Source organism: Ruegeria sp. AL2 (assembly GCF_056540845.1).
The window spans coordinates 43810-57317 of record NZ_JBQFXM010000013.1 but is presented as its reverse complement, the minus strand read 5'-3'; the positions used below and the strand labels follow the sequence as shown (position 1 = coordinate 57317).

11 protein-coding genes are annotated in these 13508 nt (G+C 58.7%); 3 read left to right on the top strand and 8 right to left on the bottom strand.

Annotated features, from left to right (window positions below; translation table 11 throughout):
• Positions 1 to 96 precede the first annotated feature (96 nt).
• From ACR0ID_RS15185 to ACR0ID_RS15175, 3 genes are read left to right on the top strand one after another with little or no spacing between them, the layout of a single operon-like run.
• Positions 97 to 1083, top strand: a complete 987-nt coding sequence (locus ACR0ID_RS15185) for a glycosyltransferase family 2 protein (RefSeq protein WP_480482893.1) — start codon at positions 97 to 99, stop codon at positions 1081 to 1083.
• Positions 1080 to 2780: a DUF5927 domain-containing protein gene (locus tag ACR0ID_RS15180; RefSeq protein ID WP_480554320.1), complete on the top strand. Its 1701-nt coding sequence runs from the start codon at positions 1080 to 1082 to the stop codon at positions 2778 to 2780. Before ACR0ID_RS15185 ends, ACR0ID_RS15180 begins: the two co-directional genes overlap by 4 nt.
• Positions 2781 to 2786: 6 nt before the next feature.
• Positions 2787 to 4238 (top strand): nodulation protein NodH, encoded by a 1452-nt coding sequence (locus ACR0ID_RS15175; RefSeq protein WP_480606674.1) that lies wholly within the window; start codon positions 2787 to 2789, stop codon positions 4236 to 4238.
• On the opposite strand, the gene ACR0ID_RS15170 is transcribed toward ACR0ID_RS15175, so the two are convergent.
• From ACR0ID_RS15170 to hslO, 8 genes are all read right to left on the bottom strand, one after another.
• A complete protein-coding gene (locus ACR0ID_RS15170; RefSeq protein ID WP_480474368.1) occupies positions 4222 to 4740 on the bottom strand; it encodes a L,D-transpeptidase family protein in 519 nt (172 codons plus the stop codon). The genes ACR0ID_RS15175 and ACR0ID_RS15170 overlap by 17 nt on opposite strands.
• A 59-nt stretch (positions 4741 to 4799) precedes the next feature.
• A complete protein-coding gene (locus tag ACR0ID_RS15165) occupies positions 4800 to 5585 on the bottom strand; it encodes an ion transporter (protein WP_480606672.1) in 786 nt (261 codons plus the stop codon).
• A 21-nt stretch (positions 5586 to 5606) separates the two neighbouring features.
• Positions 5607 to 6836, bottom strand: a complete 1230-nt coding sequence (locus ACR0ID_RS15160; RefSeq protein WP_480606669.1) for a class I SAM-dependent RNA methyltransferase — start codon at positions 6834 to 6836, stop codon at positions 5607 to 5609.
• A 39-nt stretch (positions 6837 to 6875) separates the two neighbouring features.
• The gene (locus ACR0ID_RS15155) at positions 6876 to 8708 is read right to left on the bottom strand and encodes an ABC transporter ATP-binding protein (protein ID WP_480494011.1); all 1833 of its coding nucleotides are present in this window, start codon (positions 8706 to 8708) and stop codon (positions 6876 to 6878) included.
• Positions 8705 to 10543 carry an ABC transporter ATP-binding protein gene (locus ACR0ID_RS15150; RefSeq protein WP_480606667.1) on the bottom strand — a complete coding sequence of 613 codons (1839 nt, stop codon included), beginning with the start codon at positions 10541 to 10543 and terminating at the stop codon, positions 8705 to 8707. The genes ACR0ID_RS15155 and ACR0ID_RS15150 overlap by 4 nt, the downstream gene beginning before the upstream one ends.
• A 191-nt stretch (positions 10544 to 10734) precedes the next feature.
• On the bottom strand, positions 10735 to 11889 hold the full coding sequence (locus tag ACR0ID_RS15145; protein ID WP_480606664.1) for a CCA tRNA nucleotidyltransferase: 1155 nt from the start codon (positions 11887 to 11889) through the stop codon (positions 10735 to 10737).
• Positions 11886 to 12482: a CoA pyrophosphatase gene (locus tag ACR0ID_RS15140; RefSeq protein WP_480606661.1), complete on the bottom strand. Its 597-nt coding sequence runs from the start codon at positions 12480 to 12482 to the stop codon at positions 11886 to 11888. Before ACR0ID_RS15140 ends, ACR0ID_RS15145 begins: the two co-directional genes overlap by 4 nt.
• On the bottom strand, positions 12475 to 13461 hold the full coding sequence (hslO, locus tag ACR0ID_RS15135) for an Hsp33 family molecular chaperone HslO (RefSeq protein ID WP_480494014.1): 987 nt from the start codon (positions 13459 to 13461) through the stop codon (positions 12475 to 12477). The genes ACR0ID_RS15140 and hslO overlap by 8 nt, the downstream gene beginning before the upstream one ends.
• Positions 13462 to 13508: the final 47 nt, after the last annotated feature.

Genomic DNA, 13508 nt, shown 5'->3' with positions numbered 1-13508 from the left:
AATGTCCTGTCGCACCAGCGGTCACGGCAGGTTCGGGGAAAGCTCGCGTCATAATAAAGGTTGGGCAGTCGCGTGAGCCTGTTTGATTCATACAAGATGAGATTGCGGCGCAAGCGCCGTATTCTGCGCTGCCTCAGACGTCGGCGCGAACTTAAGCCCGCCAGCACCAACACGTCTGCCATCCGCCGTGACGATATCCTGTTGATGAGCGTTGTGCGAAACGAGAAAATTCGCCTGCCCTACTTTCTGGAATATTACCGCAAACTGGGCATCGACCATTTTCTGTTCATCGACAATGACAGCGATGACGGCAGTTTCGAATTCCTGAAAGAGCAGGCCGATGTATCGGTCTGGCGGACAACAAGCAGCTACAAACGTGCAAGCTATGGTCTTGACTGGTCGAATTACCTATTGCGCAAATACGCGCATGGACATTGGGTTCTGAGCGTCGACCCGGATGAGTTTTTTATCTACCCCTTCTGCGACACCCGCCCGATCCGCGCCTTGACAGACTGGCTGGACGGAAGCGCCGTGCGCAGCTTTGGCACCATGCTGATCGACATGTATCCCGAAGGGCCTGTCGATGCCGAAACCTATCGCGAGGGGCAGGATCCCTTTGAAATCGCACGGTGGTTCGATCCGGGGAATTACACGATCACCAAGAACCCCGATTACAAGAACCTGTGGATTCAGGGGGGCGCGCGGGCGCGGGTGTTCTTTCGCGACAAGCCATCCAAAGCCCCGGCACTGAACAAGATCCCGCTGGTCAAATGGGATCGGCGGTATGTCTATGTCAGCTCGACCCACTCGCTTTTGCCGCGCGGACTGAATCAGGTTTACGACGAATGGGGTGGGGAAAAGGCCAGCGGTTCGTTGCTTCATGCCAAGCTGATCGACACCCTTGGCGACAAGGCACGCGAAGAATTGCAGCGCAGCCAGCACTATAGCGGTTCTGGCGAATACAAGGCCTATGCCGCACAGCTTGAAGACAAGCCCGTATTCTGGTGCGAATGGTCTGAGGCCTATATCAACTGGCGGCAGCTTGAGATTCTGGGCCTGATGTCAAAAGGAAACTGGGCATGAGCGGTCTGGGCATCGTCATGTTGGTTCATACCTCGCTGGACCGGGCCGAACAGGTCGCGCGCCATTGGACCGCTGCCGGATGCCCGGTTGTGATCCATGTGGATCGCAAGGTGCCCGGTGAAGAATTTGCGCGATGCGTCGCGTCCTGTTCCGACAACCCCCGGATCGCATTTTCTGACCGGCATCAATGCGACTGGGGCGGGTGGGGCATCGTTGCTGCTTCACAAAGCGCGTCCGAACTGATGCTGGAGCGGTTTCCGGAAACGCGCCACATATTCCTGTCGTCGGGGGCCTGCCTGCCGCTGCGCCCGGTTCAGGAGCTGATCGATTACCTGGCCGACCGGCCTCGTGTCGATTTCATCGAAAGCGCGACAACGTCTGATGTCAGCTGGACAATCGGCGGGTTGGATCATGAGAGGTTTACGCTACGGTTCCCGTTTTCCTGGCGAAAACAGCGCGGATTGTTCGACGCATATGTAAAGCTTCAGCGCGCGGTCGGGTTTCGCAGGAAAATCCCCGACGGTCTGGTCCCGCATATGGGCAGCCAGTGGTGGTGCCTGACCCGTCAAACACTGTCTGCCATTCTGCAGGACCCCAAGCGCAAACAATATGACAGCTACTTCCGCCATGTGTGGATTCCGGATGAAAGCTATTTCCAGACATTGGCGCGGCTGTATTCCACACATATCGAGAGCCGATCCCTGACCCTGTCCAAGTTTGACTATCAGGGCCGCCCGCACATTTTCTACGACGATCATCTGCAATTGCTGCGGCGATCAGACTGTTTTGTTGCCCGCAAGATCTGGCCCCGTGCGGAACGGCTGTATCAGGCGTTTCTGACCGATCAGGCCAGTGCGATGAAACCGGCAGAACCCAATCCCGGCAAGATTGACCGCGTGTTTTCCAAGGCGGTCGAGCGGCGGACACGGGGGCGTGACGGGCTTTACATGCAAAGCCGGTTTCCCCGGCACGGCAGTGAAAACGGCCTTACCTCGTCACCCTATTCCGTATTTCAGGGCTTTTCCGAACTGTTTGAAGATTTCGAAGATTGGCTGGCCGCGGCCACTGGCACACGCGTGCACGGGCATCTGTTTGGACCCGAGCGTGCGGAATTTGCAAAGGGTGAAACCATCACAAACGGTGCGCTTAGCGATTGTGCTTTGCTGCGCGATTACAATCCGACGGCCTTTCTGTCGAATCTGATCTGGAACACACGCGGCGAACGCCAGTGTTTCCAGTTCAGCCCCCGCGACACGCAGGACATCAATTGGTTTCTGGCGCGGGACAAGAATGCGCAAATCTCGGTCATCACCGGGGCCTGGGCGATTCCGCTATTCCGGTCGAACCTGAATTTTTCGGATATCCGGTGCGAGGCCGCGCGTCTGCAACAGATCGAAACCAAACAGCTTGAGGTACTGACCTCGGTCTGGACCAAAGCGCGGATGCGCAGCTGGTCTCTGGCCGATTTCATTGAAGCACCGATGGAGCCCTTGCAGACAATCCTGGACGAGATTGGCGCGCATCAGGCCAGCCACCTGACCGAAGTGCCCACCATGGTCGATCTGTCCGGGTTCGGGAAGTTCCTGCAAAACCTCAAGAACCAGGGAATGCACCCTTACCTGATGGGCGATTTTCCTTCGGACGATGTGTTCGGCCGTCAGACGAAACCCTATCGCAAACCCTATCTGGTGCAGTAATCATCCATGCCAGCCAATTTTGACTACTTCGTTGTTCTGGCTGCCATGCGCACAGGGTCGAACCTGCTTGAGGCCAATCTGAACGCGCTGGACGGGGTTTCCTGCCACGGCGAAGCCTTCAACCCGCATTTTGCCGGCAACCTGAAATCCGATACCCTTCTGGGTCTGTCGCTGGAAGACCGCGATGCAGATCCGATGCGGCTGTTGACGGCAATCCGTTCGGCACCGGGCGACTTGAACGGTTTTCGGTATTTCCAGGACCACGATCCACGCATTCTGAAGCCAGTGCTGAACGATCCGCGCTGTGCCAAGATCATTCTCACGCGCAATCCGCTGGACAGTTTTCTGTCCCTGAAGATCGCGCGCGCCACGCAGCAATGGCAGCTGAAGAACGTGAAGCGCCGCGTCGATGCACAGGTTGCGTTCGACGGGGCCGAGTTTTCTGAGTATCTGGATCAGGTCCACAGCCACCAGCACATGTTGCGGCGGCATTTACAGAAGACCGGTCAGACTGCCTTTTTCATTACCTATGACGACCTGGCCGAGTTGGACGTTCTGAACGGTCTGGCCGCATGGCTGGGGGTTGAGGCGCGGCTGAGCAAACTTGACGATACTCTGAAACCGCAAAACCCGGCTCCTGCCGTATCGAAAGTCACCAACCCCGATGAGATGCAAGACGCCCTGTCCAAGCTGGACAGGTTCGGATTGCACCAGCCCGCCCGTTTCGAACCAAACCGGGGCGCGGCGGTGCCGCAATACGTCGCCACAGCCAGATCAGCATTGATGTATTTGCCCATTCGCGGCGGCATAGAGCCTGTTATTGCGCAATGGATGGCCGAGCTGGATGGCTGTTCTACAGACGATCTGGTCACAAACCGGAACCGCAAGGAAATCCGCGCCTGGATGCAAGACCACCCCGGACACCGGAAGTTCACCGTGTTGCGCCACCCGCTGGCACGGGCGCATTCGGCGTTCTGCCAGTACATTCTGGATACCGGGCCGGGCAGTTACAAGATGGTCCGCAATTATCTGCGCAACCGCCTCGACCTGCCAATCCCCGGGCAGGTACGCGACAACAATTACTCGGTCGAACAGCATCGGGATGCATTTCTGGGGTTCCTCGGGTTCCTGCGCATGAACCTCAACGGTCAGACGCCGATCCGCGTTGACGGGACGTGGTGCAGCCAGTCCCGCACGCTGGATGGCATTGCCAGCTTTCTGATGCCCGACGTGATTCTGCGGGAAGAGGAGCTGATCACGGCTCTGCCGGATCTGGCCCGCTCAACAGGCCACCCCAATCCGCCGGTTCCCGGCCCGTGCGCGCAAGATGTTCCGTATACGCTGGATCAGATCTATGACGAACAGCTTGAAGCGCTGGCATCCGAGGTCTACCAGCACGACTATGAAACATTCGGGATTGCAGCGTGGGCGCCTGTGCCCCCTAAGGGCGCAGAGTGATCAGCGTCCCTCGGTTGACCATCGCATAGATTTCTTCGATCTCGTCATTCTTGACCGCGATGCATCCCGCGGTCCAATCCGGAGTTTTCTTGGCGCGTTTGAACTCGGATCGCAGATTTGGCTGCCCGTGAATGAAGATGTCCCCACCCGGATCAACTCCCTCAGCCTTGGCCTTGGCGATGTCCTGAGAGTTGGGATACGATATCCCGATAGACAGGTGATACCGGCTGTTGGGGTTGTGCCGATCGATCAGGTAACTTCCTTCGGGTGTGCGGCCGTCTCCGCGTTTGGTTTTTGTGCCCTGCGGCGCAAATCCCAGATCCACATCATATTCCTTGAGGACTTTTTCGTGGTGCAACAAATAAAGTTTGCGCGCGCCCTTGTTGACCACCAGCGAGGTGACCTCGGGCCCATCATAAGTCAGAAAATTTGGTCGGGCTGATGCACAAGCCGAAAGGCCCAGCGTTGCCATCGCCCCCAATCCGAATGCTCGACGATCCATGTTTCACTGCCTGCTTTGTTTTTTGGGGCTTATTATGCCAAAAAACGCGAAAACTGAAATCACTTTTTGATGTTCAGGTTTTCGGTCAGATGCCGCTCGATGCTCTCCAAGCGTTCCAGAACCTCATCACGATACGCATCAGTTTTGACCTCATCCTCTGCATGGTGCGCGTCCTGCATGGAATTTACGATCAGACCCACCAATAGGTTCACCACCGCAAAGGTGGTGACCATGATGAAGGGGACGAAGAACAGCCAGGCATAGGGATAAACCTCCATCACAGGGCGGACGATCCCCATCGACCAGCTTTCCAGCGTCATGATCTGAAACAGTGTATAGGCTGACCGGCCAAGATCGCCGAACCAATCCGGGAAGATTGCCGAGAACAGCTTGGTCGAGATCACGGCACCGATATAGAACAGAATTGCCATCAGCAGGAACACACTGGCCATTCCCGGCAGGGCCGAGATGAACCCTTCAACCACCCGGCGCAGTCTTGGCGCAACGGAAATCACGCGCAATACCCGCAGGATTCGCAGGGCTCGCAGAACGGACAGGCCTCCGGCGCTGGGAACAAGCGCAATGCCGACGATCAGGAAATCGAAATTGTTCCAGCCGTTTGTGAAAAACCTGCGCCCAGTCGCGATCAGTTTCATGGTAATTTCCGCCACAAAGATCGCAAGGCACAGCTTGTCCAGCATCACGATCAGCGTCCCGGCGGCTTCCATCAGGGTCGGCGACGTCTCCATCCCTAAAAGCACTGCGTTAAAGATGATGACAGCCGTTATGAATTGCCCGAATGCAGGCGCTTCGATGATGTTCAGCAGACGCTGTCTGAAACCCATGGGTCGCTTTCTCCTGTCTGATCAAGATGCGGCGTTCAGGGTAAACCGCGCAGCAAGTTCCGTATGTGACGACCATCGAAACTGGTCAACGACCTGCACCCATTCAAGGGTATAGCCAGCGTTAACCAATATTTTTGCATCGCGCGCGAAGGTGACGGGGTTGCACGAGACATAGGCAATCACCGGGCGTCTGGCCTGTGCCAGCTCGGCCACCTGCGCCTCGGCACCGGCGCGGGGCGGGTCCAGTACGATTGCGTCAAACGATTTCAGTTCATCCGGCATCAACGGACGACGGAACAGGTCGCGGGCCTCGGTCGTCACGCGTTTCAGACTTTGCGCCCTGCGCCAGCCCTGATCCAGTGCCTGCACCATGTCTGCCGCACCTTCTACCGCGTGAACCTCGGCTTTTTCCGCCAGCGGCAATGAGAATGTGCCGCTGCCCGCAAACAGGTCAACAATTCGTTTCGCACCCTGCGCCGCCTCGGAAACGGCCTGTAGTAGAGCCTGTTCTCCGTCTTTGGTCGCCTGAAGGAAGGCACCGGGCGGCGGCGTGACGGCGGCAGCCCCAAAGCGCTGAACCGGAGCGTGGCGCATGGCGATCACTTCACCATCCCAGCTGAGCCGCGCTAGACCGTTTTTTTTGGTTTCTTGCGCCAGTGCCAGCTCCAGCGGCCCATCCAAGGGCTTGCCGCCCTTGACGGCCACATCCAGCCCGCCTTCGGACAGGGTGAGCGTGACGGCCAAGACGCCCTTGCGGCTGCCGCCCAGAACCGCCAGCGCCTCGGCCACGGAAATTGCGGCGATCAGGGCCGGGTCAAGCAAACGGCAGTCCGGGATTTCGGTGATCGTATCCGATGCACGTCCATGGAACCCGGCCAATGTGCCTTTCTTGGTCCGCCTGACGGCAATCGTGGCGCGTCGGCGTGAGTGTTCGGGAGATGTGTGTATCGGACGCATCGGCGCCTCAACCCCCTGCGCGGACAGGGCGTTGCGGACAATGCTCAGCTTCCAGTCGGCGACAAACGCATCAGAGGCGTGTTGCAACTGACAGCCACCGCAGGCTTTGTAATGGCGACACGGGGCCTTTACCCGGTCATCAGACGGCACCTCGACGCGGATATCGGTCAGCACCTGATCAACAAGGGTGCCGCTGACAACCTCACCCGGAAGGGTGCGCGGGGCATAAACGGGCCCATCAGCGATGCCGTCGCCCTGATGGCCAAGCCGGGTGATTGTGTATTTCTGCGTCATGAGGGGCCTGATATCCGGGCTTTGGGTGCAACAAAACCCTTATTCGGCAGCTTCTGCCTGAATGAAGCCACCAGATTGCCGATGCCAGAACCGGGCGTAAAGCCCGCCCTGATCCAAAAGGTCTTCGTGGGTTCCGGTTTCCACGATTTGCCCCTGATCCAGAACGATGATCCGGTCCATCTCGCTGAGCGTTGACAATCTGTGGGCGATGGCCAGAACGGTTTTGCCCTGCATCACCCGATGAAGCGCCGATTGAATCGACGCCTCGACCTCGGAATCAAGGGCTGAGGTTGCTTCGTCCAGAACCAGAATGGGCGCATCCTTGAGAATGGCGCGTGCAAGGGCGATCCGTTGCCTTTGACCACCGCTGAGCTTTACGCCACGCTCGCCCAGATGAGCGTTATAGCCGGTGCGGCCCTGGCCGTCCTTTAAGCTCAGGATGAAGTCATGCGCTTCGGCCTTGATTGCTGCTTCGATCAACTCGGCCTCGGACGCGTCCGGGCGACCATAGAGGATGTTTTCGCGGGCAGACCGGTTGAACATCGCCGTTTCCTGCGTGACCATGCCGATCTGGCGGCGCAAACTGTCCTGCGTGACCTGCGACACGTCCTGCCCATCGATGCAAATAGCGCCGTTTTCCCTGTCATAGAGCCGAAGAAGAAGCGAAACGAGTGTTGATTTGCCCGCCCCTGAGGCACCGACAATTCCCAGCTTTTCGCCCGGTTGCACGGTGAGCGTCAGGTCCGTAACACCGCCGACGTCCCGGCCGTAAGCAAAACTGACATCTTCGAACGAGATGGATCCTTCGGTTACATCAAGATCTTTCGCGCTGCGCGCATCCTCGACCCTGTCCCGTCTGGCCAGCGTCTTCATCCCGTTTTCAATCTCACCCACATTGGCATAGAGGCCCATCAGCGTGAAGCTGACCCATCCGGTCATCTGCGAAATACGAACCGACACGGCGCCAGCGGCAACGATGTCACCCGCAGTCGCCAATCCGAACTGCCATAACCACAGCGTCGTCCCCAGCAGGAGAACAGGCAAAATACCGGCAAGCGCCATCAGGACGAACCGGAAACTGGCCGACAGCTTGCCAAACGCCAGTGATTTTTTCCGCAGCTCGACCATCGAGTGCCGCGCGGCCTGATCTTCGAAATCCGAGTGCGCAAAAAGCTTGACGGTTTTGATGTTGGTGATCGTGTCGACCACCTGCCCCGAAACCATCGCCCGCGCCCCGGCACGCGCAGCTGAGCGTATGCGAATACGCGGCAGGTACCAGCGCACCAGAAGGAAATAGACCACCAGCCAGGCTGCAAAGGGCAGCATCACCAAAGGATGAATAGACCCTAACAAAAGCAAAGAGCCCGCTAGCGACGCCAACGCAAACACAATCGCACTGATCGTTTCGGACACGACCGAGGCCATGGCGTTCGACGTTTGCATCTGTTTCTGGGCAATGCGCCCGGCGAAATCATCGTCGAAATAGGTGACAGACTGGCCCAGCGTCCAGCGGTTCAGCTTGGCCAGCACCAAAGGCGTGATGTTGGGCATCACGATATAGTTGTTCGAAATCGAAGACAGCCCAAACAGGATCGGGCGCAGCAGCATGAAGAACACCACCGCCCCAAAGATCATCCACATATTCCCGGCGGTCATGAAATGCTCGGGCCCGCTGGATGTTGCCACATCGATCACACGTCCCAGAATCCACGCTGTTCCAGCCTCCATCGCGCCGGCCAGCGCCGAAAAGAACGCGGCGACAAACAGCATGGGCCAGGCGCCCGAAAGGCTCCAGCGAATGAACGCCCCCAATGTCTGTGGCGGGGGCGTTTCAGTGGTCCTGAACGGATAGATGAGATCGGCGATCTTCATTCAGCGGCCTCCGGGTTCATGAAGCCGCCAGATTGCCGCGCCCAGAACTGCGCGTAAAGGCCACCCTGTGCCAGAAGATCAGAATGCGCGCCCTCTTCGACGATGCGGCCCCCGTCCATCACCAGAATGCGGTCCATCTGCGCAATGGTGCTGAGCCGGTGCGCGATGGCAATCACGGTCTTGCCCTGCATCATTCCGTAGAGCGTTTCCTGAATTGACGCTTCGACCTCGGAATCCAGCGCCGATGTCGCCTCGTCCAGCAAAAGGATTGGTGCGTCCTTCAGGATCACGCGGGCCAGCGTTACCCGCTGCCGCTGACCACCGGAAAGCTTTACGCCCCGCTCACCCACATGCGCGTCGTACCCGGTGCGCCCCTGCGGGTCTTGCAGGTCAAGGATGAATGCATGCGCTTCGGCCTGTTTGGCTGCGGCAATCATCTGCGCCTCGGTCGCATCCGGGCGACCGTAAAGGATGTTGTCACGTACAGACCGGTGCAGCAGCGCACTGTCTTGCTGGACCATGCCGATATGGCTGCGCAGGCTGTCCTGTGTGACACCCGCAATGTTCTGATTATCAATCAGAATGGCACCGCGTTCGACGTCGTAAAACCGCAAAAGCAGCTTTACCAGAGTCGATTTTCCGGCACCCGACCGCCCAATGAGACCGACCTTTTCACCGGGCTGAATGGTCAGGTTGATGTGGTCAAGCCCACCGGCCTCGCGCCCGTAATGGTGCGAGAGATCCCGGATCTGAATTTCACCCCTGGTCAAGCGCAGGGGTTTGGCTTCGCGCGCGTCAAGCAGGTCGATGGGTTGCGCGATGGTCTCCATCCCCTCGGCCACGATACCAAGCTGGCGGAAAAAGCTGGTCAGCGCCCACATGATCCATCCAGTCATGGCGTTCAGGCGCAGGGTCAGTGCGGTTGCTGCCGCGACGACGCCAACCGAAGCGGAACCCTGCATCCACAGGGCAATTGCCCAGCCCACGACACCCACGATCAGCACCCCGTTCAGGGTGACCAGAACCGCATCCATGATGGTGAAAATCCGCATCTCGATCTGGAATGTCCGGCGGGTTTCCTCGATCGCTTCACGGGCATAGTCCAGCTCTTGCGGGCCATGGGCGAACATCTTGACGGAATGAATGTTGGTATAGCTGTCCACGACGCGGCCCGTGACGGTTGACCGCGCATCGGATGCCGCCTTGGACGCCGGCCCGACACGGTGAACAGTCCAGCGCACCAGCATCGCGTAGAACGCAAACCAGATCAGCAGCGGGATCAGCAGGCGCGCATCCGCCGCATAAAGCAGGATTGCCGCCCCGATCAGGTAAGCCAGTGAAAAGGAAATCGCATCAAAGACCTGAAAGATCACTTCACCCGCCGCGGGCGGTGTCTGCATGATCCGGTTGGCAATCCGTCCGGCAAAATCATTCTCGAACCAGCCAACCGACTGACGCAGAACGTGCTTATGGGCGCGCCAGCGGATCAGAGTGCCAAAGTTCGGCAGAATCGTGTTGTTCAGGATCAGCACATCGACCAGATGCAACAAAGGGCGCAGAAACAGGACAAAGGCCGCGATCAACAACAGCTCGGTCCCGTGGTTCTGCCAAACCTCGGTTGGGGTACCACCCAACAGGTCGACGACACGACCCATATAGTAGATCAACCCGATCTCGACACCCGCGACGATAATGGAAATCAGCGCAGCCCAGACAAAGACCCGGTAGAACGGGCGCGAATAGTCCAGCAGGAACGGCCACAGCCGGGTCGGCGGCGTGTCAGCCTCATGATAGGCGACAAAAGGGTCAACAAGGTTTTCGAAATAGCGAAACATGGAGTGTGCTCCGATTGAGCAGAGAAAAAGACGTGCGAAGACAGATGGCGCCTGAACACCACCCTTTACGGGGCAAGTGTCCCGGCTTTAGCCGAACCAGATCCCGTAATACATTCGCATTCCTCCATCCATATGACGGGCGCACCTAACCACAATGGGCAAAAGTTGTCATCCCCTTTTGAGACTAAACATCAGCTTGCAAGCAAGTCTTCGCGTGACAGCTCAAAACCCGACGCGATCCAGAGGCTTTCAAGCTCGGCCAGTTTCTGGCCCAGCGCCGGGCCGGTGAACCCGGGGATCAGGTCCTTGGCCTGTATCGGGAAACGCGCGGCTGCACCTGCGTGCAGGTCCTGTCTGAAGTTTTCGGACCAGGGTTGTTCAAAGAAGGCGCACCGCAAAAGGGTTTTGTTCAACCCGCCTTCGTCACCATACCGATAGCCCAGTTCAGCCACGCTGGTGGTTGACTGCGCTTCGGTCCGCATTCCGGTCAGGCGTTGCAGTTGCGAACGGCTCAGGCGCAGGGTTGCGGCATCATCGGGCGTCGCGATAGCCGCCAGACGGCACAGGGGGTTCGGCTCGGCACCTGCAGCATGTTCCAAAGCGACCAGAGGTGCCAGCGACCGGTCATCCGCGCCCGGCAGCAATTGCGCCAATACGCCGGTGCTGCGCATCGTCGCAATGGATGGGGCCGGATCGGGTGCGCCCAGCAGTTTCAGCAGCTCGGCCCCGACGCGTTCCCGCGACAACGAGGTCAGCCCATCAAGATTGGCACCAATGGCAGCCAGCGCGTCCGGGTCGAAACCGGCATCCGGGTCACCATACCAGGCGTGAAACCGGAAATAGCGCAGTGACCGCAGATAGTCTTCGCGAATGCGATCTTGGGCCTCGCCGATGAACCGCACGCGCCGGGCCTGAAGGTCGGGAAGCCCGCCAAGCGGGTCTAACACGGTGCCATCTGGCAGCGCATAAAGCGCATTCATGGTAAAGTCGCGCCGCGCGGCATCTTCTTCGACGTGATCGGAAAAGGCGATGACGGCGCGGCGGCCATCAGTTTCGACGTCACGCCGGAAAGTGGTGATCTCGTGCGGGATACCGGCGCTGACCACTGTAATCGTGCCATGGTCGATACCGGTGGGGATGGCCTTGAGGCCCGCAGCTTGCACCATCTCGACAACCTGTTCAGGCCTGGCGTCAGTGGCAATGTCGATATCCGACACCGGCGCGCCCAACAGCGCATTGCGCACGCACCCACCGACAAAAAGCGCTTGCGCCCCGGATGAGGTCAGGGCGGCGCATACCTTTTGGGTCGCCGGTTCGCTGACCCAAAGTTCTTCTATCTGCATCATTCATTCACCCGTGCAGCAAGCCCGCGCAATATGCGGGCCGTCGCGCCCCATATGTAATAAGGGCCGTACGGAACTGTGTAATATCTGCGTTTCTGGCCACGCCAGCGGCGCGATTCAACCAGATAGTTCTTGGGATTCAAGAGATGCGCAAGGGGGGTCGAAAAGACTTCGTCGACTTCGCCGGGTTCCGGAACAGGTTGGAATCCCTTTCGAAGAACGGCCACCACGGGTGTAACCGTGAATGAGGTGACTGTTTCATGCGTCGGCAGGTAACCCAGAATTTCTGGAAGATCCGCGGGAAGACCAATCTCTTCCTGTGCTTCGCGCAGGGCCGTAGCCGTGACATCTGCATCCCCTTCATCCTGTTTGCCGCCGGGGAACGCGATCTGACCCGGGTGGTGTTTGAGGGCCGAGGACCGTTTCGTCAGAATCACCCGAGGGGTGTCATCCGCAAGCGAGATTGCAACCAGAACCCCTGCCGGGCGCAGGCGACGCCCGGGCGGCAGGGAAGTGTCCGGGTTCAGGTCAAAGTCGCTGGACCCGTGACCGGGACGGCGCAGGGCCGCCCGGATCTGTTCAATCGGGTCAAGCACCCTTGCGGTCTTCGGCTTCAAAGCCAACCGTTGACGGATCGAGCACGTAATGTGCGCCACAGAACTGGCAATCGGCAGTGACCTGACCTTCGGGCGTCGTCATCTTTTCGAGGTCCTTTGCCGAATAGATCGACAGGCTCTGCCGTACCCGGTCTTCGGAGCAGGTGCAGCCAAACTGCACGGACTGCGCATCATAGACCCGTGGCTGTTCTTCGTGGAATAGCCGGACCAACAATTCAGTCGGCGCAATTGAAGGACCGATCAACTCAAGATCCTCGACTGTGTCCAGCAGGATATTGACCCGGCCCCAGTTTTCGCCCTCTTCGCCGTCGACCAGATCGCTGGCGGTCAGAATCTCGCCATTGCCTTCCCCCGAGGCGGCGAATGGCGAGGCTTTGGGCATATGCTGCAACATGATACCACCGGCACGCCAGTGTTCATTCACGCCGGGCTCGGTCGATTTGCCAAAGCTCAGCGAGAACCGGGTTGGCAGCTGTTCGGACTGCGCAAAATAGGCCTCGGCGCAGGCGCTGAGAGAGGCCCCGGTCAGCGGAGTGATGCCCTGATAGGGCTGCGTGCCTTTGCCCTGATCTATCATGATGGCAAAGTACCCCTCGCCCACTTGGTCGAAGGGTGCTGAATTGGTTAGACGTTCACGGTCAAAGCTGGCATAGGCCCGGATCTGCGCAGGCTGGCCTTCGGTCTTGGGTGCGTAATAGTCGGTCGCAATCATGCGCACCGGCCCCTTGGACTGTACCTGCAACGACAGCTTCCAGCGCAGCGCAACCGTCTGCCCGATCAACGCGGTCAGCAGGGCCATCTCGGCCACCAGCGCCTCGACCTGTTCGGGGTAGTCATGCTGCTTCAGGATGCCATCCAGCACACCATCCAGACGAGCCACACGGCCACGCATATCCGATACATCGAGTTGAAAGGGCAGGACGGTATCGTCCCACGCGATTTTCGTTCCAAGAGACATGGGGTTTCCTTACGCGCCACAGGTTGGCATACCGGCACCATATAGGT